This is a genomic window from Micromonospora sp. NPDC048169 (assembly GCF_040652815.1).
Taxonomy (GTDB): Bacteria; Actinomycetota; Actinomycetes; order Mycobacteriales; family Micromonosporaceae; genus Micromonospora.
The window spans coordinates 16039-38504 of record NZ_JBEZMS010000019.1 but is presented as its reverse complement, the minus strand read 5'-3'; the positions used below and the strand labels follow the sequence as shown (position 1 = coordinate 38504).

At 74.8% G+C, this 22466-nt stretch carries 22 protein-coding genes; 10 read left to right on the top strand and 12 right to left on the bottom strand.

Features of this window, described 5'->3' with window-relative positions; genetic code table 11:
* The first annotated feature begins 76 nt into the window (after positions 1-76).
* Positions 77-2647 (top strand): ATP-dependent helicase HrpB, encoded by a 2571-nt coding sequence (gene hrpB / locus AB0D28_RS17995; RefSeq protein ID WP_357387009.1) that lies wholly within the window; start codon positions 77-79, stop codon positions 2645-2647.
* A gap of 6 nt (positions 2648-2653) precedes the next feature.
* Here the strand turns inward: hrpB and AB0D28_RS17990 are convergent, their stop codons facing one another.
* Positions 2654-3379 carry a protein phosphatase 2C domain-containing protein gene (locus AB0D28_RS17990; RefSeq protein WP_357387007.1) on the bottom strand — a complete coding sequence of 242 codons (726 nt, stop codon included), beginning with the start codon at positions 3377-3379 and terminating at the stop codon, positions 2654-2656.
* Between the two features lie 214 nt (positions 3380-3593).
* Between AB0D28_RS17990 and AB0D28_RS17985 the strand changes: the two genes are divergently transcribed.
* Positions 3594-6200: a glycoside hydrolase family 9 protein gene (locus AB0D28_RS17985; protein WP_357387005.1), complete on the top strand. Its 2607-nt coding sequence runs from the start codon at positions 3594-3596 to the stop codon at positions 6198-6200.
* Between the two features lie 44 nt (positions 6201-6244).
* A complete protein-coding gene (locus tag AB0D28_RS17980; RefSeq protein ID WP_069089914.1) occupies positions 6245-6565 on the top strand; it encodes a multidrug efflux SMR transporter in 321 nt (106 codons plus the stop codon).
* Between the two features lie 12 nt (positions 6566-6577).
* Here AB0D28_RS17980 and AB0D28_RS17975 read toward each other — a convergent pair whose 3' ends face one another.
* On the bottom strand, positions 6578-7681 hold the full coding sequence (locus AB0D28_RS17975; protein WP_357387003.1) for a GNAT family N-acetyltransferase: 1104 nt from the start codon (positions 7679-7681) through the stop codon (positions 6578-6580).
* A 193-nt stretch (positions 7682-7874) separates the two neighbouring features.
* Here AB0D28_RS17975 and AB0D28_RS17970 point away from each other — a divergent pair, with 193 nt between their 5' ends.
* Positions 7875-9140, top strand: a complete 1266-nt coding sequence (locus tag AB0D28_RS17970; protein WP_357387001.1) for an MFS transporter — start codon at positions 7875-7877, stop codon at positions 9138-9140.
* 23 nt (positions 9141-9163) lie between these two features.
* Positions 9164-9697, top strand: a complete 534-nt coding sequence (locus AB0D28_RS17965) for a GNAT family N-acetyltransferase (protein WP_357386999.1) — start codon at positions 9164-9166, stop codon at positions 9695-9697.
* A 1-nt stretch (position 9698) separates the two neighbouring features.
* Here the strand turns inward: AB0D28_RS17965 and AB0D28_RS17960 are convergent, their stop codons facing one another.
* The 5 genes from AB0D28_RS17960 to AB0D28_RS17940 all read right to left on the bottom strand — a co-directional run bounded on the left by AB0D28_RS17960 (position 9699) and on the right by AB0D28_RS17940 (position 14313).
* Positions 9699-9956, bottom strand: coding sequence for a UBP-type zinc finger domain-containing protein (locus AB0D28_RS17960; protein ID WP_357386997.1), 258 nt, complete (start codon positions 9954-9956; stop codon positions 9699-9701).
* Positions 9953-11533: a Na+/H+ antiporter gene (locus AB0D28_RS17955; protein ID WP_357386995.1), complete on the bottom strand. Its 1581-nt coding sequence runs from the start codon at positions 11531-11533 to the stop codon at positions 9953-9955. The genes AB0D28_RS17960 and AB0D28_RS17955 overlap by 4 nt, the downstream gene beginning before the upstream one ends.
* A gap of 37 nt (positions 11534-11570) precedes the next feature.
* Positions 11571-12536, bottom strand: a complete 966-nt coding sequence (locus tag AB0D28_RS17950) for a TIGR03885 family FMN-dependent LLM class oxidoreductase (RefSeq protein WP_357387140.1) — start codon at positions 12534-12536, stop codon at positions 11571-11573.
* Positions 12537-12624: 88 nt separating this feature from the next.
* Positions 12625-14037: an NADP-dependent succinic semialdehyde dehydrogenase gene (locus AB0D28_RS17945; protein WP_357386994.1), complete on the bottom strand. Its 1413-nt coding sequence runs from the start codon at positions 14035-14037 to the stop codon at positions 12625-12627.
* Between the two features lie 12 nt (positions 14038-14049).
* A complete protein-coding gene (locus AB0D28_RS17940) occupies positions 14050-14313 on the bottom strand; it encodes a DUF6343 family protein (RefSeq protein WP_013285356.1) in 264 nt (87 codons plus the stop codon).
* A gap of 163 nt (positions 14314-14476) precedes the next feature.
* On the opposite strand from AB0D28_RS17940, the gene AB0D28_RS17935 reads away from it, so the two are divergent.
* Positions 14477-15070, top strand: a complete 594-nt coding sequence (locus tag AB0D28_RS17935; protein WP_357386991.1) for an antibiotic biosynthesis monooxygenase — start codon at positions 14477-14479, stop codon at positions 15068-15070.
* Positions 15071-15169: 99 nt separating this feature from the next.
* Positions 15170-16009: a GDSL-type esterase/lipase family protein gene (locus AB0D28_RS17930; RefSeq protein WP_357386989.1), complete on the top strand. Its 840-nt coding sequence runs from the start codon at positions 15170-15172 to the stop codon at positions 16007-16009.
* 47 nt (positions 16010-16056) lie between these two features.
* On the opposite strand, the gene AB0D28_RS17925 is transcribed toward AB0D28_RS17930, so the two are convergent.
* The 3 genes from AB0D28_RS17925 to AB0D28_RS17915 form a co-directional block, all read right to left on the bottom strand.
* Positions 16057-16800, bottom strand: coding sequence for an EcsC family protein (locus tag AB0D28_RS17925; protein ID WP_357386987.1), 744 nt, complete (start codon positions 16798-16800; stop codon positions 16057-16059).
* Between the two features lie 41 nt (positions 16801-16841).
* Positions 16842-16988, bottom strand: coding sequence for a hypothetical protein (locus AB0D28_RS17920; protein ID WP_357386985.1), 147 nt, complete (start codon positions 16986-16988; stop codon positions 16842-16844).
* 94 nt (positions 16989-17082) lie between these two features.
* Positions 17083-17928 (bottom strand): peptidase M23, encoded by an 846-nt coding sequence (locus AB0D28_RS17915; RefSeq protein WP_357386983.1) that lies wholly within the window; start codon positions 17926-17928, stop codon positions 17083-17085.
* 392 nt (positions 17929-18320) lie between these two features.
* On the opposite strand from AB0D28_RS17915, the gene AB0D28_RS17910 reads away from it, so the two are divergent.
* From AB0D28_RS17910 to AB0D28_RS17900, 3 genes are all read left to right on the top strand, one after another.
* Positions 18321-19241 (top strand): PAC2 family protein, encoded by a 921-nt coding sequence (locus tag AB0D28_RS17910; protein ID WP_357386981.1) that lies wholly within the window; start codon positions 18321-18323, stop codon positions 19239-19241.
* A gap of 78 nt (positions 19242-19319) precedes the next feature.
* Positions 19320-20117: an exodeoxyribonuclease III gene (locus AB0D28_RS17905; protein ID WP_357386979.1), complete on the top strand. Its 798-nt coding sequence runs from the start codon at positions 19320-19322 to the stop codon at positions 20115-20117.
* A gap of 25 nt (positions 20118-20142) precedes the next feature.
* Positions 20143-20457, top strand: coding sequence for an antibiotic biosynthesis monooxygenase (locus tag AB0D28_RS17900; RefSeq protein ID WP_302906002.1), 315 nt, complete (start codon positions 20143-20145; stop codon positions 20455-20457).
* Positions 20458-20652: 195 nt separating this feature from the next.
* On the opposite strand, the gene AB0D28_RS17895 is transcribed toward AB0D28_RS17900, so the two are convergent.
* The gene (locus AB0D28_RS17895; RefSeq protein ID WP_357387138.1) at positions 20653-21351 is read right to left on the bottom strand and encodes a class F sortase; all 699 of its coding nucleotides are present in this window, start codon (positions 21349-21351) and stop codon (positions 20653-20655) included.
* Between the two features lie 419 nt (positions 21352-21770).
* The gene (locus tag AB0D28_RS17890; protein WP_357386977.1) at positions 21771-22349 is read right to left on the bottom strand and encodes a hypothetical protein; all 579 of its coding nucleotides are present in this window, start codon (positions 22347-22349) and stop codon (positions 21771-21773) included.
* Between the last annotated feature and the right edge of the window lie 117 nt (positions 22350-22466).

The following is a 22466-nucleotide window of genomic DNA, read 5'->3' as shown; positions in this document are numbered from 1 at the left end:
CGGTGCGCCGGCCGGGCCGTTCCGCGTTCCCGGGGGCAGCGCGGACCGTCCAGCGGTGCGGTGCGAGAGTGGGTCAGTGCTCGCCGACATCCCGCTCGACCTGCCGGTCCGCCCGGTCCTGCCGGCGCTCGTCGACGCGCTGCGCGAGCGGGGCGCCGCAGTCCTGGTGGCGCCGCCGGGCACCGGCAAGACCACCACCGCGCCGCTCGCGGTCGCCGACGCGGTCACCGGCCGCGTGGTGATCGCCCAGCCCCGGCGGGTGGCCGCCCGCGCCGCCGCGCACCGGATGGCCGCCCTGCTCGGCGAGCGGGTCGGCGACCGGATCGGGTACGCGGTGCGCGGTGAGCGCCGGACCGGGCCGCGTACCCGGGTGGAGGTGGTCACCACCGGCCTGCTGGTCCGCCGCCTGCACCACGACCCGGAGCTGCCGGGCGTGGCCGCGGTGCTGCTCGACGAGTGCCACGAACGGCACCTCGACGCCGACCTGGCGCTGGCGTTCAGCGTCGAGGCCCGGGCGACGCTGCGCCCCGACCTGTGGCTGCTGGCGATGTCGGCCACCCCGCAGACCGACCGGTTCGCCGCGCTGCTCGGCGCCGGCGACCCCGCTCCCGTGGTACGCGCCGAGGCGGCGCTGCACCCGGTCGAGCGGGTGTGGGCGCCGCCACCGCGCCCGGTGACGCCGCCCGGCGCCGGCCGGGTCGACCCGGCACTGCTCGACCACGTGGCCGCCACGGTCCGCCGGGCGCTACGTGAACGCGACGGTGACGTGCTCGTCTTCCTGCCCGGCGCCGGTGAGATCGGCGCCGTCGCGCGCCGCCTGGCCGATCTCCGCGACATCGCGGTGCTGCCGTTGCACGGACGGCTGCCCGGGCCCGCCCAGGACGCGGCGCTCACCCCTGCTGCCGGACGGCGCGTGGTGCTCGCGACGGCGGTGGCGGAGAGCAGCCTGACCGTCCCCGGCGTCCGGGTGGTGGTGGACGCCGGACTGAGCCGGGTGCCCCGCACCGACCTGGCCCGAGGGCTGGGCGCGCTGGTGACGGTGCCGGTGTCGCGGGCCGGGGCCACCCAGCGCGCCGGCCGGGCCGGACGGGAGGCGCCCGGCGCTGTCTACCGCTGCTGGTCGGAGGCGGCGCACGAGCGGCTCGCCCCGCAGCCCGAACCGGAGATCGCCACCGCCGACCTGACCGGGTTCGCGCTGGAGCTGGCGGCCTGGGGCACACCGGACGGCACCGGGCTGGCGCTGCCCGACCCACCGCCGCCGGCCGCGCTCACGGTGGCGCGGGAGACGCTGACCACGCTCGGCGCGGTGGACCACGACGGCCGGATCACCGCGCGGGGACGGGCGGTCGCGGCGGCGGGCACGCATCCCCGGCTGGCGCGGGCGCTGCTGGACGGCGCGCCCCGGGTCGGTGCCGACCGGGCCGCCCAGGTGGTGGCGATCCTCGGCGAGGACACGCTGGGCGGGACGGGAGACGACCTGCCCGCACGCTGGCGCCGGCTGCGCGACGGCACCGATCCGGGCGCCACCGCGCGCTGGCGCACCGAGGTACGCCGCCTGCGCGCCGCCCTGCCCGCCGACCGGAACCCCGCCGGCACCCCGGCCGGATCGACGCCGCACCGCAGCGGGAGCGGCGAACCGTCGGCCGGCGACGAGCGGGAGCGCCTGCCCGACGATCTGGCCGCGGGGCTGCTCGCCGGGCTGGCGTACCCGGAACGGCTGGCCCGGGCACGGCGGCCGGGCGGGTCCGCGTACCTGATGGCCGGCGGGACCGCCGCGGAGCTGGCGCCCGGGTCGGGGCTGGCCGGAGCGGCGTGGCTGGCCGTCGCGGTGGCCGACCGTTCCCCCGGCGCGCCGTCCGCCCGGGTGCGGCTGGCCGCGCCGATCGACGAGGCGACCGCCCGGGAGGCCGGTACGGCGCTGCTGCGCTCCGGACGGGAGGTGACCTGGTCCGGCGGGGACGTGGTGGCCCGGGAGGTGGTGCGGCTCGGTGCCGTCGAACTGGTCGACCGGCCGCTGACCGCGCCGGAGCCGGAGCTGGTCGCGGCGGCGCTGCTGGACGGGCTGCGGCAGGAGGGGACGGGCCTGCTGCGCTGGACGCCGGAGGCAACCGGGCTGCGCCAGCGGCTGGCGTTCTGCCGCCAGGCGCTCGGCGACGACTGGCCGGACGTCACCGACGCGGCGCTGCTCGCCGGCGCGCCCGTCTGGCTCGGCCCGGAGCTGGCCCGCGCCCACCGCCGGGCCGACCTCGGCCGGGCGGACGTGGCGACGGCGCTGCGGCGGCTGCTGGACTGGCGGCAGGCGGCGCGGCTGGACGAGCTGGCCCCGGAGCGGCTCGCGGTGCCCAGCGGCTCGCGGATCCGGGTCGACTACGCCGATCCGGCCGCCCCGGTGTTGGCGGTGAAGCTCCAGGAGACGTTCGGCTGCCGGGACGTGCCACGCGTCGCCGACGGGCGGGTGCCGGTGCTGCTGCACCTGCTCTCCCCCGCCGGACGGCCGGTGGCGGTCACCGCCGACCTGGCGTCGTTCTGGCGCACCGGATACCCGCAGGTACGGGCGGAGCTGCGCGGACGCTACCCGCGCCATCCGTGGCCGGAGGACCCGACCACCGCCGAGCCGACCCGCCGGGCCAGCCCGCGCCGGCGGTGAGGGCTGCTACTCCTCGACCACGTCGGCGATCACGACGGTGATGTTGTCCGGGCCGCCGGCCCGCAGCGCCAGGTCGATCAGCCGGGCCGCGCAGGCGTCGCGTTCCGGCTGCTCGCTGAGCACCTCGGTGAGCGTGTCCGCGCGGACCACGTTGGAGAGGCCGTCGCTGCACAGCAGCCAGCGGTCACCGGCCCGGGGCACCATCGTGGCGTACGACGGGGAGACCTCGTCGCCCTGCAACGCCTGGGTCACCACTGCCCGCCGGGGGTGGCTGCTGGCCTGCTCGGCGGTGATGACGCCCTGGTCGACGAGCATCTGCACGAACGTGTCGTCGCGGGTGACCTGCTTGAGCACGCCCTCGCGGTACAGGTAGGCCCGGGAGTCGCCGACGTGCGCCACCGCCAGGCAGCTGCCGGTGCGGGCGAACAGCAACGCGGTGAGCGTGGTGCCCATGCCCTGGCGTTCCGGATCCTCCTCGACGGCCTGGCGGATCCGCGCGGTGGCCACCTCGATCCCGCCCTGGAGCGCGGCGACGAGCGCGTCCTCCGGCGTCTCCACGTCCAGCGGGGCGATCGCGTCGATGGCGATGCGGCTGGCCAGGTCGCCCGCCGCCATGCCGCCCATGCCGTCGGCGACCGCCACCAGCCAGGCGCCGGCGTGCTGCGCGTCCTGGTTGCCGCTGCGGATCAGCCCACGGTCGCTCGCTCCGACGGAACGAAGCTTCAGGGTCATGGGTCGCAGCCTGCCAGGTCTAGGGCTCGGATGTCTCTAGGAGATCACTGACATCGTACGTGGCGCGCGGAATCCCGCCGCGCGCGGGCGCGCGGCAGCTCATCGGGCCGGATCGATTGACAGCGACGGAACGCGGTGGAAACATCGGGCTGATATTGGGAGCGCTCCCAGTTCCCGGTCTCCCCCACCACCCCCGAGCACGGAAGGAACCTCCGTGACCCGATCCCGTCGTCGGCTCGCCGCGATCGCGGCTACCACGCTGGCGCTCACCGGCCTCACCGCCGGCCCGGCGAGCGCCGAGGTGCCGCCGGACGCCCCCGAACAACTACGCAACGGCGACTTCAGCGCCGGTGTCTCACCCTGGTTCTCGTACGGCACCGGCGACCTCGCTGTCGTCGACGGCCGGCTCTGCACCTCAGTCGCCGCCGGCACCGCCAACCCGTGGGACGCCGGCATCGGCCAGGACGCGGTGCCGCTGACCCAGGGCGCCGAGTACGAACTCTCCTTCGACGTCTCCGCCACCCCGGGCGCGGCCGTCAAGGCGGTGCTCCAGCTCGGCAGCGCCCCCTACACCACGTACGCGAGCGTCGACGCGACCGCCACCGGCACCGCGAAGCACGTCACCACCACCTTCACCTCGCCGGCCGACAACCCCACCGCCCAGCTGATCTTCCAGGTCGGCGGCAGCGCCCAGGCGCAGACGTTCTGCCTGGACAACGTGTCGCTGCGCGGCGGGGAGCCGGCGCCGCCGTACGAGCCGGACACCGGTCCGCGGGTCCGGGTCAACCAGGTCGGCTACCTGCCCGGCGGCCCGAAGCACGCCACTGTGGTCACCGAGGCCACCGAGGCGCTGCCCTGGCAGCTCAAGTCGGCCGCCGGCTCGGTGGTCGCCAGCGGGCAGACCGCTCCGCGCGGCACCGACGCCGCCTCGGCGCAGAACGTGCAGACTGTCGACTTCTCCGCGTACCGCACGCCGGGCACCGGCTACACGCTCACAGTGGACGGCGAGACCAGCCACCCGTTCGACATCTCCGGCGCGCTCTACGACCGGCTGCGCGCCGACTCGCTGCAGTTCTTCTACGCCCAGCGCAGCGGCATCGAGATCGACGGCGACCTGATCGGCGAGGAGTACGCCCGCCCCGCCGGCCACCTGGACGTCGCGCCGAACCAGGGCGACACGAACGTGCCGTGCCAGGCCGGCGTCTGCGACTACTCGCTGGACGTGCGCGGCGGCTGGTACGACGCGGGTGACCACGGCAAGTACGTCGTCAACGGCGGCATCGCCGCCTACCAGCTGCTGAGCACCTTCGAGCGGACCAAGACCGCCGAGACCGCCGACGGCGGCGCCGCCCTGGGCGACGCCACGCTGCGGGTGCCCGAGCGCGGCAACGACGTGCCGGACGTGCTCGACGAGGCGCGCTGGGAGCTGGAGTTCCTGCTCCGCATGCAGGTCCCGACCGGCAAGCCACTGGCCGGGATGGTCCACCACAAGATCCACGACCGGAACTGGACCGGCCTGCCGCTGCAGCCCCAGGACGACCCGCAGCCGCGCGAGCTGCACGCGCCGTCCACCGCCGCCACGCTGAACCTCGCCGCCGTCGCGGCGCAGTGCCAGCGCCTGTACGCCCCGTACGACGCCGCCTTCGCCGCGCGCTGCGGCACCGCTGCGAAGACCGCGTACGCGGCAGCCAAGGAGCACCCGGCGATCTACGCCTCGGCCACCGACGGCACCGGCGGCGGCGCGTACGACGACACGAACGTCAGCGACGAGTTCTACTGGGCCGCGGTCGAGCTGTGGCTGACCACCGGCGACAAGGCATACCTGGCCGACGTCACCGGCTCGCCGCTGCACACCGCCGACGTGTTCGCCGCGAACGGCGCGTTCGGCTGGCAGAGCGTCGCCGCGCTGGGCCGCCTGGACCTGGCCACCGTGCCGAACACGCTGCCCGCCGCCGAGAAGACCCGCATCCGCGAGTCCATCACCGCCGCCGCCGACAGCTACCTGGCCACCATCGCCGGCCAGGCGTACGGGCTGCCGTTCCCGGGCAGCGCCGACGCGTACGTCTGGGGCAGCAACAGCAACCTGGTGAACAACGCGATCGTGCTGGCCACCGCGTTCGACCTGAGCCGGGACGCGAAGTACCGCGACGGCGCGGTGCAGGCCGCCGACTACCTGTTCGGCCGCAACGCGCTGAACATGTCGTACGTGACCGGCTGGGGCGAGCAGCACGCCCGCAACCAGCACAGCCGCATCTTCGCCCACCAGTTGAACCCGGACCTGCCGCGCCCGCCGGCCGGTTCGCTCGCCGGTGGCCCGAACGCCGCGCTCCAGGACCCGTTCGCGGCGAACCTGCTCGCCGGATGCGCGCCGATGTTCTGCTACGTCGACGACATCAACTCGTACGCGACGAACGAGGTGGCGATCAACTGGAACTCGGCGCTGGCCTGGCTGGCGTCGTTCCTGGCCGACCAGGGTGACGCCGGCGCGGTGCCGGCGCCGTCCTGCGCGGTCACCTACACCACCCACGGGAGCTGGCCGTCCGGCTTCACCACCCAGGTGACGGTGCGCAACACCGGCACGAAGGCGGTGAACGGCTGGACCCTGCGCTGGGCCTTCCTCAGCGGCCAGAAGGTGAGCCAGTCGTGGTCGGCGCAGGTCGGCCAGAGCGGCGCCACCGTCACCGCGAAGAACCTGTCCTGGAACGCGAAACTGGCGCCCGGCGCCAGCACCACGTTCGGCTTCAACGGCGTCTCCTCCCCCGGCCCCAATCCCGACCCCGGGCTGGTCACGCTGAACGGAAAGGCCTGCACGGTCTCCTGACCGGGCGGATCGGGCGCCATCGCAGGACCGGGTACGGTCCTGCGATGGCGTACCTGTTCCTGCTCGGCGCGATCACCGCCGAGGTGATCGGCACCAGTCTGCTCAAGGCCACCGACGGCTTCACCCGCCTCTGGCCGACGCTCGGCCTCGCCGTGGCGTACCTGTCCGCGTTCGGGCTGCTCTCGCTGGCCGTGAAGGACATCCCGGTCGGCGTCGCGTACGCGGTCTGGTCCGGCCTCGGCACCGCCGCCATCATGGCGATCGGCGCGGCGTTCCTGGGTGAGCCGCTGAGCGTGGCGAAGGTGGTCGGGGCGGGGCTGGTCATCGCCGGGGTGGTGGTGCTCAACCTCGGCGGCGCGCACTGAGCACGGCCCGGCTCAGGCCGGCCGCCCCGCCGCCCGCAGCAGCCGGAGCTGCCCGATCTCGGCCACGTTCTTCATCAGCTCGGCGTTCACCCAGCCGGCGAGGTGCGCGACGGTGAGCCCCGCGTCGGCGGGCCAGGGGTACGCGGACGGCCGGTCCAGGTCGGCCTCGGCCAGCCCGTCCAGCGCTTCAGTCCACTCCGTCCGCAGCTCCCGCAGCCAGGCGACCGTCTCCGCGCCCGGCCCGGGCCAGCGGATGCCGTCGCGTTCCCGCGCCGGTCGCTGCCGCACGTGGTCGGCGGCGACCGACCACCACCAGCCGATGTGCCAGCTCAGCCACGCGATCGTGGGCACCGGGACCGGGTCCGGCTCGGTGTCGGCCCAGTCGGGACGCCACCCGCCGTCCGGGCCGGGACGCATGGTCCAGCAGAGTCCGCCCGGCTCCCAGAGGAAGTCCGCCGGCTCCAGCCGGTCGAGGTGGTACTCGGCGAGCGCCCAGGTCAGGTCGAATTGCCGGCGCAGCAGGGTGTTCACGGGGGCGGACACCGCGCGATCGTGGCACGGGACGCGGTCCCGGTCGACCGGTTGACCGCTCCCGGCCCCCGTGCGGGGGACGGGGCGGCGCATCGCGATCCGCTCGGCCGGGTCGAGGCCCAGTGCCGCCTCGGCGGCCAGCAGCTCGATCAGGCCCGCGGTCAGCTCCGTCCCGCGCAGCTCGCGGAATCCGCACCGCACGTAGTAGGGCCCGTTCCACGGCACCGAGCGGAACGTGGTCAGCGTCAACGCCGGCAACCCCTGCGACGACGCCCACCCCGCCACCCGGTCGAGCAGACGCCGCCCGATGCCACGCCGCGCGTACGCCGGGTCGACGCTGAGCTGCTGCACGTGCGCCGCGCCGTCGACCACGTCGGCCAGCACGAACGCGATCGGCCGGTCGGCCGGGTCGGTCGCCACCCACAGCCGGCCGGCGCGCTGCCCGGCGGCCAGCGCCTCCACCGGCAGCGGCGGCATGTCGGCCACCAGGGTCATGCCGATCTCCCGGAACGGGGCACCGGAGGCCACCTCGATCCGCTGCACCTCGGTCAACTCGTCGGCCCGGGCGATCCTGCTGCGCTCCACGGCGCCGACCCTGGCAGAGCGGGGACCGGCGGGCGAGCGGATTTCCCGTGTCGTGCTCCGGGTGTTCCGGCGGCGACCAGCGCCGGCGACGCCCCGCTGGGCTCGCGGTGTGACAGGCGTCGCCCCGAGCGGGGCTCCGGGCCGACCGGAACAGTCCTAGCGTCGACCCCATGGCCCTCGCCGGACCCCGCTGATGGGGCGCGTCTCGCCGCTCCCGCCGCCCGGGCCGCTGCGCACGCTCGCGTACGCCACGCTGGCCAACACCGTCGGCGCAGGGCTGTGGCTGGCGGGCGGGGCGCTCTACCTGACCCGGGACGTGGGGCTCTCCGCGACCTCGGTGGGTGCCGGGCTCACCGTCGCCGGGCTGATCGGGCTGAGCGCGAGCGTGCCGCTGGGCGGGCTGGCCGACAGGTGGGATCCGCGTACGCTCCGGGCCGCCCTCCAGGTGGGCCAGGCGGTCGTCGCGCTGGCGTACCTGATGGTCGGCTCGTTCCCGGTGTTCCTGGCGGTGGCGGTGCCGGAGGCGCTGCTCGCGGCCGGCAACCTGGCGGTACGGGCGGCGCTCGTCGCCGCGGTGGGCGGCCCGGACGGCCGGGTGCACGCCTTCGCCACGCTGCGCGCGGTGGCGAACCTCGGCATCACCGTCGGTACCGCGCTGGCCGGGATCGCCCTCGCCGTGGACACGCACCGGGCGTACCAGGTGCTGATCGTCGGCAACGCGGCCACCTACCTGCTCTCGGCGGCGCTGCTGCTGCGCCTGCCGCCGCAGCCGGCCGCCGACGGCGCGCGACGCACGCCCGGCACCCTGAAGCGCGGCAATCGGCTGCGACGCGGCGGGCCGCTACGGGACGGACGGTTCCTCGCGGTCAGCGGCGCGTCGGCGGTGCTGAGCACGCACGTGACGGTGCTCGTGCTCGTCGTGCCACTGTGGACGGTGGACCGGGCCGGCGCGCCACCGCCTGTGGTGTCGGCGGTGCTGCTCGTCAACACGGTCCTCACCGTGCTGCTCGCGGTACGGCTGAGCCGGGGCGCGGAGCGTGCCGCCCCGGCCGCCCGGAAGCTGCGCCGGGCCGGGCTGGTGCTCGCCGCGGCGACACCGCTCTACGCCGTGACGGGCGTCCTGCCGGTGCTCCCGGCGGTCGTCCTGCTGCTCGTCGCGACCGCGGTGTGGACGGTGGGCGACCTGTGGCACGGCGCGGCCGGCGCGGGCCTCGCCTACGACCTGGCCCCACCGGGTGCGATCGGCGCCTACCAGGGCGCGGACGGCCTGGTCGCCGGGCTGGCCCAGGCGCTCGGCCGGGGCCTGCTCACGCTGCTGGTGCTCGGCGGCGGTCCGGTCGGCTGGCTGGTGCTCGGCGGGATCTTCGCCGCCGCCGGGCTGACCGCCCCGGCGCTGACCCGCCGCGCGGTGGCGAGCCGGGCCGCGCCCGCGAGGCGACCCGCCGGCGTGCCCGGCTGAGCGCGGTGTAGCAGCATGGCGGGATGACCGACCGGCAGAGCATCACGATCCGCCCGGGTGGACCCGGCGACGCCCCCACGCTGCTGCGGCTGCTCGACAGCGCCACCGCCTGGCTGACGGAACTCGGGCGTACCGACCAGTGGGGCAGCGAGCCGGCGTCGATCGACCCGCGTCGCATCGCCCAGGCCGACGCGTGGGCCGCCGGGGACGGGCTGTACCTCGCCGAGATCGACGCGACTGTGGTGGGCGCGCTCGTGGTGGGTGCGGCCACCGAGTATGTGCCGCCGGCCACCGGGCCTGAGCTGTACGTGAACCTGCTGGTCACCGACCGGGCGTACGCGGGGCGCGGGGTCGGGGCGCGGTTGCTGGAGTACGCGGCGGAGCTGGCCCGCGAGCGCGGTGTCGGCCTGCTGCGGGTGGACTGCTTCCGCAGCCCCGACCGGGCGCTCGTGCGGTTCTACGAGAGCTGCGGGTTCACCGCCACCGAACCGTTCACCGTGGAGCGGCCGGGCCGCCCGACGTGGACCGGGCAGGTGCTGGAGCGCCGGGTCGGCTGAGTCAGCCGATCTCCTCGTCCACGAAGCACCAACGCCACGACTCCCCTGGCTGGACCGACCGCATCACCGGGTGCCCGCTCGACTCGAAGTGCTTCGTGGCGTGCTGGTACGGCGACGAGTCGCAGCAGCCCACGTGCCCGCAGGTCAGGCAGGCGCGCAGGTGCACCCAGTCCGGGTTGCCGATCGCCACGCAGTCGGGGCACTCGGTGGTGGTGCCGGGTTCGGCCGTACCGGCCTCGGCCAGGTGTTCGCAACTCATTCGACGACCTCCTGTCGCAGCAGGGACTCCTCCAGATCCAGGTCACGATAGGCGCGGGTGAGCACCTCCTCCGGGATCCGGCCGGAGTCGCGGGCAGCCCGGAACACCTCCCGCTCGGCGTCGATCATCTCCTGCCGCAGCCGCGCGTACGCCTGGGAGGGGGTTTCCCGTTCCGTGCCGCCGAGCCGTTCCCAGGCCAGGTTGGCGCGGGAGGTGGTCAGCCCGCGCAGGCGTTCCACCACCGCCTCCGGTGCGCCGGCGGCCAGCTCGTCGAGGCGTTCCCGGGCGGCCCGGCTGGCCCGTTGCTGCACCCCGGCGGCGGACAGCGCGTCCTGCACCGGGTCGTCCGGGGGCAGCCGCAGCCGCCGCGCCAGCCAGGGCAGCGTGGCGCCCTGGCCGACCAGCGTCGCGACGATCACCGCGAAGGCCAGCCAGATGAGCAGTCCGCGCGGGTACGGCGTGTCGCCGGCGAGCGTGAGCGGCAGGCCCAGCGCGGCTGCCAGCGTCACCACGCCCCGCATGCCGGCCCAGCCGATGACGACCGGGAACCGCACCGGCGGCGCCGGGTCACGCCTGCGGATCCGGGGCACGAGCCGGGCCAGGTAGGTGGCCGGGAACACCCAGACGAACCGGGCCAGGAAGACGGCGGCCAGCACCGCCGCGGTGATCGCCACCAGCGAGCCGAACGGCTCGTCGAGGTCACGGACCACCTCCGGCAGTTGCAGGCCGACCAGCAGGAACACCAGTCCTTCGAGGAGGAACCGGATCAGCCGCCAGAACGCGGTCACCTGGAGCCGGGAGGCGGCCGACAGCAGCGTGGGCAGCTTGTGCCCGATGCCGAGGCCGGTCACCACCACCGCGACCACCCCGGAGGCGTGGATCTCCTCGGCGGCGAAGACCACGGCGAACGGCACGATCAGCGACAGCGCGTTGTCCAGCACCGGGTCGGTGATGCGCCTGTGCAGGTAGCCGAAGACCACCACGCCGAGCAGGCCGACCAGGATGCCGCCGCCCGCCGCGACGACCACCTCCCGGGCCACGTCGCCGACGCCGACCCCGCCGGTGGTGGCGGTCGCGGCGACGATCGCCACCCGCAGCAGCACCAGCGCGGTGGCGTCGTTCACCAGGCTCTCGCCCTCCAGGATGGTGACGACCCGGCGGGGCAGGCCGACCCGGCGGGCCACCGCGGTGGCGGCGACCGCGTCCGGCGGCGCCACCACCGCGCCGAGCGCCAGGCAGATCGCGTACGGCAGGTGGGGCAGGAACCAGTGCACGACGGTGCCCACCACGAAGGCGGTGAAGACGACCAGCCCGACGGCGAGCAGCAGGATCGGCCGCAGGTTGAGCCGGAACGCCGGCACCGACGTCTCCAGCGCAGCCACGTAGAGCAGCGGCGGCAGGATGCCCACCAGCACCAGGTCCGGGTCCAGCCGCACGTGCGGGAAGAACGGCAGGAAGGACAACGCGAGGCCGAGCACCACCAGCAGGATCGGCGCCAGCAGGCCGAGCCGGCGGGCCAGCGCCGCGCCGAAGGTCGCGATGGCCAGGAAGACCACGACCTCGAACAGAGCATCCACGACCGTCGAGCCTATGCGGCGGCGGGCCGTTGTGGGATCAGGCGGCGGAGCGCAGCTTCGGCAGCACCTCGGCGCCGAACGTGTCGATGAACGCGCGCTGCTCCTGCCCGACGTGGTGCAGCGCGATCTGGTCGAAGCCCAGCGCCACGTACTCCTCCAGCCAGCCGATGTGCCGGCCCAGGTCGGCGGAGACGTTCACGGTCTCGGCGACCTTTGACATCGGCACGTCGGCGCTCGCCACGTCGAAGTGCTCGGGGGTCTCCAGGTCCCAGCAGACCGGCGGGGCGAACACGTTGCTGCGCCACTGCTCGTACGCGATCGCCTCGGCCTCGGCCTGCTCGGGCGCCCAGCTCACGTGCACCTGGAGGTGCAGCGGGCCGCGCCCGCCCGCGTCCCGGTAGGCGTCGATCATCTGCCGCAGGTGCTCGACCGGCGCGTTGACGGTGATCAGCCCGTCCGCCCACTCGGCGCACCAGCGCGCGGTGGCGACGCTGACGGCGGCGCCGACCAGCGCGGGCGGCTCCTCCGGCCGGGTCCAGAGCCTCGCCCGGTCCACGGTGACGAGCCCGTCGTGGCTGACCTCCTCGCCGGCCAGCAGCGCCCGGATCACGTCGACGCACTCGCGCAGCCGTGCGGAGCGCACGTCCTTGCGCGGCCAGACCTCGCCGGTGATGTGCTCGTTTGCCGCCTCGCCGGTGCCCAGGGCGGCCCAGAACCGGCCCGGGTACATGGCGCCGAGCGTGCCGATGGCCTGCGCGATGATCGCCGGGTGGTAGCGCTGGCCGGGCGCGTTCACCACGCCGAAGGACAGGTTCGTGGCCTGGAGCGCGGACCCGAGCCACGACCAGGCGAACCCGGACTGCCCCTGCCGTTCGCTCCACGGCGAGAAGTGGTCGGAGCACATGGCCGCGTCGAAGCCGGCGCGCTCGGCGTGGATCACCGCCTCCAGCAGCCGGGCGGGGTGGATCTGCTCGTGGGATGCGTGGAAGCCGAACGCCGTCATGGTCGCCACTCCTACCCACCCCGGTCCGGATGTAAGCAGGGGCCCCTTCTTAACGCCTCCGGTAGAGGAAGGGGCCCCTGTTAACACCTCACTCGGAGTGCGCGCCGGCCCCCGCGCCGGCCTGGCCCTCGCCGATCCACACGGTCTTGGTGTTGCAGAACTCGCGCATGCCGGCGGCGGACAGCTCGCGGCCGTACCCGGAGTTCTTCACGCCGCCGAACGGCAACTCCGGGTAGGACGTGGTCATGCCGTTGATGAACACGTTCCCGGCGTCCAGGTCGACGGCGAAGCGCTCCTGCTCGGCCGGGTCGTTGGTCCAGGCGTTGGAGCCGAGGCCGAAGCTGGTGCCGTTGGCGACCTCGATCGCCTCGTCGTACGAGCCGACCCGGTAGAGCCCGGCGACCGGCCCGAACACCTCCTCGCTCCACATCCGCATCTCCGGGCGCAGGTCGGTGACCACAGTCGGCGGGTAGTACCAGCCGTCCCCGGCCGGCTTCTCGCCGCCGCAGAGCACCGTCGCGCCCTGGTCCACCGCGTCGGTGACCTGGGCGTGCACCTCGTCGCGACCGCGCTCACTGGCGAGCGGGCCGACGTCGGTGCCGTCGTCCATCGGGTCGCCGACGCGCAGCGCCGCCATCCGGGCGGCGAACTTCTCGGCGAACGCGTCGAAGACGTCGGTGTGCACGATGAACCGCTTCGCGGCGATGCAGGACTGCCCGTTGTTCTGGCAGCGGGCGGTGGTGGCGACCTCGGCGGCGGTGTCCAGGTCGGCCGAGGGCATCACCACGAACGGGTCGCTGCCGCCCAGCTCCAGCACCGTCTTCTTGATCTCCCGGCCGGCGATCTGGGCGATGGACCGGCCCGCCGGCTCGCTGCCGGTGAGCGTGGCGGCGCGCACGCGGGGGTCGCGCAGGATCCGGTCGACCGCGTCGGAGCCGACCAGCAGCGTGGTGAACGCGCCCTCGGGGAACCCGGCCCGGCGGAACAGATCCTCCAGGTAGAGCGCGGTCTGCGGCACGTTCGAGGCGTGCTTGAGCAGGCCGGTGTTGCCCGCCATCAGGGCCGGGGCGGCGAACCGCATCACCTGCCACAGCGGGAAGTTCCACGGCATCACCGCCAGCACCGGGCCGATCGGCTGGTAGCGCACGTACGCCCGCTTGGCCTTGACCGCGGCGGCGTCGGCGGGCTCGTCGGCGAGCATCCGCGGCGCGTTGCCGGCGTAGAAGCGGCAGGCGGTGGCGCACTTCGTGACCTCGGCCTTCGCCGCCGCGTACGTCTTGCCCATCTCGGTGGTCATCAACCGGGCCGTCTCGTCGCGCTCGGCGTCGAGCAGGTCGGCGGCGGCGAGGAGCCAGCGGGCCCGCTGCGCGATTGTGGTGTCCCGCAACTGCCGGAAGGCGAGGTCAGCCCGCTCGATCGCGGCGTCGATCTGCTCGTCCGACATCGCCTCGTACGTCTTGAGCACCTGTCCGGTGGCGGGATTGGTGGTGGCGATGGGCATCTCGTACTCCTGTCACTCGAACAGCGAGTGCCGCACGCCCGGCTCCTCCCGGCGGCGCGCGGCGCGGCGGCGCTGGATCACGACCAGGTCGACCACCGCCACCACGGCGAGCAGCGCGCAGACGACACCCAGCCAGGCGATGTCGGCGGCGAACGCGAGCACCGCGAAGACGGTCATCACGACCAGACCGAACGTGGCGAGCGCGAGCCGCAGGTTCAGAGCGCTGTTCGCGTGGCCGACCGTGCCACGGGCGCGACGGGGCTGTGATCGGGTCATTCCTGTCGCCTACCCCGGCTCGGGCGGGGATAACCGGCGGGCGGGGGAACGCCGGTGATCCGGGACACCCGGCGGGTGGCCGCCGGATGCGCCCGGTGGACGGGTGCGTTACATCGGTCTGCCGGTTCCGGCGGAGATCCCGCGGGCCGGTGGAGAGGATGGCATGACCACGACTCAGGCCGTACCCGTGACCGTCGCCGTGTCCCGGCGCGCTGACCCGGCGCGTACCCACGAGGTGGTGGCGTGGATGCGGGCCGGGACGGCGCTGGCGGAGGGCTTCCCGGGCTTCCTCGGCGCCGGTTTCGTCCGCAGCGCCCCCGGCTCGGGCGAGTGGCACGTGATGTACCGGTTCGCCGACGCGGACACGCTGCGCGACTGGGAGGAGTCGCCGCAGCGGCGCTGGTGGCTCAGCTCCGCGCAGGGCATCGTCGAGCACACGCGGGTGGAGCGGCGGACCGGCATCGAGGGGTGGTTCGCCCCGCCGGTGGACCACGTGGTCGAGACGTTCGGCGGGCCGGAGCCGGCCGCGCCGCCGCGCTGGAAGCAGGCCGTCACGATCTGGCTGGCGTTCTTCCCGCTCAGCCTGGCCGCCACGCTGCTGACCACGAGGTTCCTGTCCGGCGTGCCGCTGGCCGGCCGGACGCTGCTCATGACGCTCGTGCTCACGCCGCTGATGACCTACCTGGTGCTGCCCCGGATCACCCGGGTGCTGCACCGGTGGCTGCACGGCCGGTCGGCGCCCACACGGCAGATGTGAACGACAGTCGTCGATGCCCGATAGTCGACAGAACCGCCGCCGGGACCCCGCCGGGGCATAGGGTCGACGCGCCCGTTGCCGCCGCCGGACGGGGGACCGATGAGACGCTGGATCGCCGCGCTGGCCTGCCTGGCGGCGCTCGTCGCGCTCGCCTGTGACGGCGCCGGCGAGGCGTCGCCCCGGCCCTCCGGCACGCCCCGCCCCGGCGAGCCCCGGGTGCTGACCGCGCTCGGCGACTCGGTGACCACCGGCTACGGCTCCTGCCTGGTGCTGGTGAGCTGCGAACGCAACTCCTGGTCGACCGGGGACGGCCTGCGGGTGGAGAGCGTCTACCGGCGGCTGCGCGCCGACGTGCCGGGGCTGCGGGCGTACAACCGGGCGGCGCCCGGGGCTCGCGCGACGGCGCTGAGCGGCCAGGCCCGGTCGGCGGTACGCGACAAGGCCGACCTGGTCACCGTGCTGATCGGGGCGAACGACGCCTGCCGGGGCGACGTCGACGACATGACTGCGGTGGCGACCTTCCGCGACCAGGTGGACGCGGCGCTGGCGGTGCTGCGCGAGGGCCGGCCGAAGGCCCGGGTGCTGGTGACGAGCATCCCGGACCTGTACCGGCTCTGGCAGATCGGGCACACCGAGCCCCGCGCGGTGCGGGCCTGGTCGCGGGGCGTCTGCCCGGCGCTGCTGGCCGACGCCACGTCGAGCGCGCCCGCCGCGGCGGCCCGCCGGGCCCGCGTCAGGGACCGGATCGAGGCGTACGACGGGCAACTCCGTGCCGCCTGCCGGGCGTACGGTTCGCGCTGCCGCTTCGACGGCGGCGCGGTGCACCGCCACCGCTTCACGCTGGAGCAGGTGAACGTGCTGGACTGGTTCCACCCGAACGCGGCCGGGCAGGACCGGCTGGCGGAGGTGGCCTGGAACGCCTCCGGCTGGGCGAGCTGACCGGCCGGCACCGGCCGCCCGGGGCGGGTCGGCCGGCGCGCGGCGGGTCAGGGCCGGCGCGGGCCGGGTAGCTGCTGGTGGCCGGCGGCGCGGTAGAGGGCGCGCGTGCGGTCGGCCAGCTCCTTCGTCGCCGACGAGTTGGCCCAGGTGCCGAGCACGATGGCGGCGCCGGGCACGATCTTGGCGAACATCCGCTTGGCGGCGCGTACCCCGGCCATCCGGGCCAGCCGGACGCCGAGCTGGAGCATCACCCGGCCCAGCGCCCGGTCACCGGCGGCGCCGAACAGCGCGCCGGCCCGTTCCCGGCCGGCGGCCACGCCGAGCGCCAGGCGGGCGGCCTGGGCGGCCTTGTGCACCCGCTGGAGCACCAGCAGGTCGGTGGCCCGCTCGGGGTCCGTCGGGTCGGCGCCGTAGGCGGCCGCGACGTGCAGCACCAGCCGGGCCTGGGTCCAGGCCAGCACGCCCACGTCGATCACCGCGCCGGGCAGCCCGGCCGCGCCGGACACCGCGCCGGAGAGCCGGGCGTGGTTGACGAACTTGCGTACCGCCTGGTCGGCGAGCTGCTCCGGTGGCGTGTCGGGCCGAAGCGCCCGCTCCCGGGCGGCCCACTGCGCGGCCTCCGGGCCGAGCCGGCGTACCGCTTCCAGGGCCAGGTGCTCCGGCGCGTACTGCGGGTCCGCCCGCATCCGGTCCCACAGCTTGGCCGGTGGCGCCTCGGGCGCCTCCACCGGCGGGACGGGGGCGGTGGGGACGGCGTTGGGCTCCCCGTCGACGGGGGCGGGGTCGGTCACGAAGGGCTCCGGAGGGCTCGTGCGGCGGGGGGCGACGCGGGTCAGCGCCGGCGCGACTGGAGCCGGGTCGCGATCTGCCGAAGCCGGGCCTGGTTCTCCGGCTTGGACATCTCACGCCGGCCGCGCTCGACCAGCTGCTGGCCCCGCGGCGACCGCAGGAAGGCGGTGATCCGTTGCATCAGTGACATGAGGGTCCTCCCGTCCCGCGGTCCCCTTCATGTGTACCTGGGACCGGCAAGCCCTCTGATACCCGAATCGCCCCTTCGGCAACCCCCGTCCGGGTCAGCCCAGGATCTCGGCCACCACCTCGCCGGCCCGCCACTCGTGCTGGGCGTACGCGTCCGGGAACGCCGAGATCTGCACCGCCTGCGCGGCCACCGAGAGCGGCAGGTTCTGCCAGCCGGGGATCTCCGCCAGCGCGGACAGGAACGCCTTCGTCGCGTACTCGGGGTCCATCAGCTGCTCGACGGTGCCCCAGCCGCTGCTCGGGCGCTGCTGGAACAGCCCGACCGAGTCGTGGTCCCAGCCGATCGCCTGGTGCGGGTAGCTCTGCGACTCGGGCAGCACGCCGCTGGCGTAGTTGAGCAGGGTGCTCTCCTGCATGGCGGTCGCCACCGCGATGACCAGGGCCCGGCGCGGCATGCCCATCTTCTGGCCGGCCTGCACGATCTTCTTGGCGTTGTTCATCTGGGTGCGGTCGAGGCCGGCAACCGGGACGATCTGCCGGACCGTCTTCTTCGGCTTGGGCTTGGCGGTCGCCTTCGGGCTCGCCGTAGCGGACGGGGAGGCGCTGGGGGTGGCCGGGGCGGTGCTCGGGCGGGCCATGGCCCGGGAGGCCGGGTCGACCGCCGCGCGCTCGGCGACCTCCGCCGAGGGCGCCGGGCTCGCGGCGCGCTCCGGGGCGCCGAAGCCGGCCTGGCTGACGCCGACCAGGCCGAGGCAGCAGGCCGCGCCAGTGGCGACCGCGAGCTTCGTCCGGCCGGGCCGGGGGTTCGTCGGTGCCCAGAAGCGGGTACGTGGGAAGAGCCGTCGGAGCGTCGCCGACCGGTTGGTGGAGGAGGTATCGTCCGAACGGTCAGCCGGGCGGCCGGAGCCGAACGGGTCGTCGAGGTTGCCGTCGTTACGCATCCGACGAGGCTAGGCAGGGCAAACCGGGATCACCCAGGCCGATTGAGTGGCCCTCGCCACACTTTGGCCAGCATAAAGCGGACATGTCGCCCCGGCGTCGGTCGGCCGGTGACGGACCTCGGCAACCGGGCCAATCACCCGGGCGACAGTGGGCATACCGGGCCGGGCACTAACGTCGCAGACCTCCCGGTCCCGGCTGATGATCGACTAACTCGTCCGTTCGGACGATCCGGATATCGGTCGCCGGACCGGGGCGTAGCCGAATCGTGATCATCATCCGGGCATCGGACGTGGCCGTAACGGAATGGACCACGCACCCCGGTACGTTGGCCGAACCGGGGAGGCCGCACGGTCGGCACTCCCCCGTACGCGTCGACAGGGAGGACCCACCGGTGCTCGATCCACACGAGCTCTACGAACTCACCGACGAGCTGCCCGAGCTCGGCCAGCCGGTGCTGATCCAGGCGCTCACCGGCTTCGTCGACGCCGGCAACGCCACCCGGCTCGCCCGGGAACAGCTGCTCACCTCGCTCGACGCCCGGGTGATCGCCCGTTTCGACGTCGACCAGGTCTTCGACTACCGCTCCCGCCGCCCGGTGATGACGTTCGTCGAGGACCACTGGGAGTCCTACGACGCCCCGGCGCTGGAGCTGCACCTGCTGCACGACGACGACGAGACCCCGTTCCTGCTGCTCACCGGCCCCGAGCCGGATCTGCAGTGGGAGCGTTTCGTCGCCTCCGTCGCCGGGCTCAGCGCCCGCCTCGACGTCCGGCTCACCGTCGGGCTCAACTCGATCCCGATGGCGGTGCCGCACACCCGGCCCAGCGGCGTCACCGCGCACGCCACCCGCAAGGAGCTGATCGCCGGGCACGAGCCGTGGCTGCAGAAGGTGCAGGTACCGGCCAGCGTCGGTCACCTGCTGGAGTACCGCCTCGGCGAGCGGGGTCGCGACGCCCTCGGCTTCGCCGCCCACGTGCCGCACTACGTGGCCCAGGCCGAGTATCCGGCCGCCGCCGAGGCGCTGCTGTCCGCCGTGTCCCGCAGCACCGGACTGCTCCTGCCCGTCGAGGATCTGCGGACCGCCGCCGAGGCGGTCCGGGTCGAGATCGACCGTCAGGTCACCCAGACCGAGGAGGCGGCGACGCTGGTCCAGGCGCTGGAGGAGCAGTACGACGCGTTCGCGCGCGGCCGGGGCGAGAAGAACCTGCTGGCCGGCGAGACCGGGCCGCTGCCCACCGCCGACGAGCTCGGTGCCGAGCTGGAACGGTTCCTGGCCGAGCAGACCCGCCCGGGCGACACCCCGGAGCGCTAGCGGACCGCCGCCCGTCCCGGGGCGGGCCGCTCGGCGGGCCGGGCGGCGGCGTCCCCGGGGATGCGGCAGGGTGGAGACATGCGCCTGGCGACCTGGAACGTCAACTCGGTGAAGGCCCGCCTGCCCCGGCTGCTCGACTGGCTGGCCACCACGAAACCCGACGTCGTGTGCCTGCAGGAGACCAAGTGCCCCGACGGGGCGTTTCCGGTCGCCGAGGTGGGCGAGCTGGGCTACGAGGTGGCCAGCCACAGCGACGGGCGGTGGAACGGCGTCGCCGTGCTGTCCCGGGTCGGGCTGGCCGACGTGACAGTCGGCTTCCCGGGCGAACCCGGGTTCCCCGAGCCCGAGGCCCGCGCCATCTCGGCCACCTGCGACGGGCTGCGGGTCTGGTCGGTGTACGTGCCGAACGGCCGCGCGCCGGACGACCCGCACTACGCGTACAAGCTGGCCTGGTTCGCGGCGCTGCGCGACGCGCTCGAACCGGAGGTGGCCGGACCACTGCCGGTGGCCGTCTGCGGTGACTTCAACGTCGCGCCCACCGACGCCGACGTCTGGGACCCGGCGCTGTTCGTCACCTCCACCCACGTCACCCCGGCCGAGCGGGCCGCCCTGGCCGCGCTGCGCGACCTGGGGCTTCAGGACGTGGTGCCGACACCGATGAAGGGGCCGCACCCGTTCACCTACTGGGACTACCGGGCCGGGATGTTCCACCAGAACAAGGGCATGCGGATCGACCTGGTGTACGCCAGCGCGCCGTTCGCCCGCGCGGTCCGCTCCGCGTACGTGGACCGGGAGGCCCGCAAGGGCAAGGGCCCCTCCGACCACGCCCCGGTCGTGGTCGACGCCGACCTGGCACCGGCCGTCGAGACGTTCTGAGCCCGACGCTGGTTAGGGTGGACACATGGCTGTCGTGAAGATCAACGCGATCGACGTCCCGCCCGGTGCCGGCGAGGAGCTGGAGAAGCGGTTCGCGGCCCGGGCCGGCGCGGTGGAGAACTCCCCCGGCTTCCTCGGCTTCGAGCTGCTGCGCCCGGTCGCCGGTGACACCCGCTACTTCGTCTACACCCGCTGGGAGAGCGAGGAGGCGTACCAGGCGTGGGCGCAGGGCCCTTCCCGGGCCGCGCACGCCGAGGGCGGCGAACCCCGCAAGCCCGTCGCCACCGGCGCCACCCTGCTGGAGTTCGAGGTGGTCCAGCAGGTCCCCGCCAAACCCTGACCCACCCCCTCCCACCTTCCCCGCCCCGTTGGAGATCTTGGAAGATTTGGGCCCTCACAGGGGCCGTTTCCTTCCAAGATCTCCCACGGCCCTGGCGCTCCGGATCTCCGCTCGGCGATCATGAGGTTGGCGAACGGGCAACCTGCGCCGCCAACCTCATGATCGACACGGCCGGGACGTGCCGGGCGGGAGCGGTCAGCGGGTGAGGGACGCGAAGACGATCACGTTGTCCTGGTAGCCGGTCCGGCCGCCGACCCACTCGCCGCCGCACGTGATCAGGCGCAGCTCGGCCGGGCCCGAGTCGCCGTAGACCCGGGCGGCGGGCAGGTTGGCCTTGTCGAAGTACTCGACGCTGTCCACCGTGAAGGTCACCACGCTGCGGTCCGCGCGGGTCACCTGGATCCGGGCGCCCGGCTTGAGCGAGCGCAGCCGGTAGAAGACGGCCGGGCCGCTCTTGGTGTCGACGTGGCCCACGATGATCGCCCGGCCCGGGTCGCCGGGCACCGCTCCCCTGTCGTACCAGCCGGTCTGGTCGTGCTCGGTCAGCGGCGGCACCGCCACCGAGCCGTCCTTCGCCTGCCCGACCGGGGTGACCGGCGCGTTGACCTTGATGGCCGGCACCGCCAGGCGTACCGGCCGGCTCGCCGGCTTGCGGACCGGGGCGGCGGCACTCACCGCGGGCGCGGCGACGCTCGATTCTCCTGACTCGGTGGACGCGTCGGCGAAGTCGAACGGCCCGGCCGTGCGGCCCAGGCCGGCCCCGGTGGCGAACACGCCGACCAGCACCAGCACCACCGCGAGGGGCTTCGACCAGGAGCCCCGGCCTCGGTCCCGTCCGCCTGGCGACGCCGGTGGCGGTTCGACAGGCGGCGGCCCGGCGGGGCGTGGGCGCAGGGCCGGCGGCCCAGCCGGTGGCGGGCTCCACGGTCGCGACGCGGCGGGCGGCGGCATCCACGCCCGCGCCCCGGAGACCGGCACGGCCGGCGATCCGGTGCCGGCGGTCGGTCCGCTCCGGCCGGCCGGGCGAGACGAGCCCGTGAAGGTGTCCGCTCCGTCTTGGTGCGGCGAGCCGGCCCGGCGCGCGGCAGCCGAGGGCGCGGCGGCCGAAGGCGCGACGGCCGAGGGCGCGGCGGCCGGGTCGGCCCTGGAGAACCGGGCCGCCTCGGTGGGCGGTGCGGCGGGCGGGCCATTCCGGGACGGGCGGGCCGCGTCCGTGGGTGGCGCGGCGGGCGGGGGCAGGGCGAGGAACGGCCAGCCGGAGCGCCGGGATCCGGCGGGCGGCGGCGGGACGAAGTGCTCGGCCATGACCGGCCTCAGCGTCCGGCGGCGCCGCGGGCCTGCCGGCGGGACGCGGCCACGCCGAGCCCGGCGCCGACCACAGTCACCGCCAGCCCGACGGGCACCAGCAGGCCGCCGAGTCCGGGGCCGGCGGTGCCGCCGAAACCGGTCGCCGGACCACGGCTGGGCAGGTGACTCGGCTGGGGCGGCTGCCGGGTGGGCTGCCCCTGCTTCACCACCTGGAGCATGGTGGAGGCGGTCTCCCCGCCCGGGCATTCCAGCTTGACCCGGTAGTTGCCGGGCCGGGTGCGCTCGTGCACCATCGGCGTGGCGGTGAGCAGGCCGCGCTGCGGCTGCACCTGGATCTTGCCGAACGCGTCCGAGGTGACGATCGCCGGTACGGAGTTGTCCCGGCAGCTCGCCCGGATGCCGACCAGGTAGCCGGGCGAGACGGTGCCCGGGGTGACCTCCACGAAGATCACATCGGCCGGGGGCTGTTCCGGCACCGGCTCGGCGGCGCGCGGCGCGGCCTGGGCGGGCCCGGCGCCGGCCAGCGGGGCGGCGCACGCGGCGAGGGCGACCAGCAGCGCCTCACGTACCCTGAACGACCCCATGACCCCTCCCGGCGTACGGGATGAATCCTCTCACCCCCGGCCGCACATCACATCCGATCCGGGTCGCGTAGGCTCGGATCGCTGTGACCCTCACCGACATCGCCGCCGGCCGCATCC

Excerpts from the sequence above, each read along its gene's own strand:
- AB0D28_RS17990 (WP_357387007.1), bottom strand. The coding sequence starts at position 3,379 with ATGACCCTGAAGCTTCGTTCCGTCGGAGCGAGCGACCGTGGGCTGATC.
- AB0D28_RS17915 (WP_357386983.1), bottom strand. The coding sequence starts at position 17,928 with ATGCGTAACGACGGCAACCTCGACGACCCGTTCGGCTCCGGCCGCCCG.
- AB0D28_RS17940 (WP_013285356.1), bottom strand. The coding sequence starts at position 14,313 with ATGACCCGATCACAGCCCCGTCGCGCCCGTGGCACGGTCGGCCACGCG.
- AB0D28_RS17905 (WP_357386979.1), top strand. The coding sequence starts at position 19,320 with ATGCGCCTGGCGACCTGGAACGTCAACTCGGTGAAGGCCCGCCTGCCC.
- AB0D28_RS17930 (WP_357386989.1), top strand. The coding sequence starts at position 15,170 with ATGAGACGCTGGATCGCCGCGCTGGCCTGCCTGGCGGCGCTCGTCGCG.
- AB0D28_RS17920 (WP_357386985.1), bottom strand. The coding sequence starts at position 16,988 with ATGTCACTGATGCAACGGATCACCGCCTTCCTGCGGTCGCCGCGGGGC.
- AB0D28_RS17945 (WP_357386994.1), bottom strand. The coding sequence starts at position 14,037 with ATGCCCATCGCCACCACCAATCCCGCCACCGGACAGGTGCTCAAGACG.
- AB0D28_RS17935 (WP_357386991.1), top strand. The coding sequence starts at position 14,477 with ATGACCACGACTCAGGCCGTACCCGTGACCGTCGCCGTGTCCCGGCGC.
- AB0D28_RS17960 (WP_357386997.1), bottom strand. The coding sequence starts at position 9,956 with ATGAGTTGCGAACACCTGGCCGAGGCCGGTACGGCCGAACCCGGCACC.
- AB0D28_RS17980 (WP_069089914.1), top strand. The coding sequence starts at position 6,245 with ATGGCGTACCTGTTCCTGCTCGGCGCGATCACCGCCGAGGTGATCGGC.
- AB0D28_RS17900 (WP_302906002.1), top strand. The coding sequence starts at position 20,143 with ATGGCTGTCGTGAAGATCAACGCGATCGACGTCCCGCCCGGTGCCGGC.
- AB0D28_RS17950 (WP_357387140.1), bottom strand. The coding sequence starts at position 12,536 with ATGACGGCGTTCGGCTTCCACGCATCCCACGAGCAGATCCACCCCGCC.
- AB0D28_RS17970 (WP_357387001.1), top strand. The coding sequence starts at position 7,875 with ATGGGGCGCGTCTCGCCGCTCCCGCCGCCCGGGCCGCTGCGCACGCTC.
- AB0D28_RS17890 (WP_357386977.1), bottom strand. The coding sequence starts at position 22,349 with ATGGGGTCGTTCAGGGTACGTGAGGCGCTGCTGGTCGCCCTCGCCGCG.
- AB0D28_RS17965 (WP_357386999.1), top strand. The coding sequence starts at position 9,164 with ATGACCGACCGGCAGAGCATCACGATCCGCCCGGGTGGACCCGGCGAC.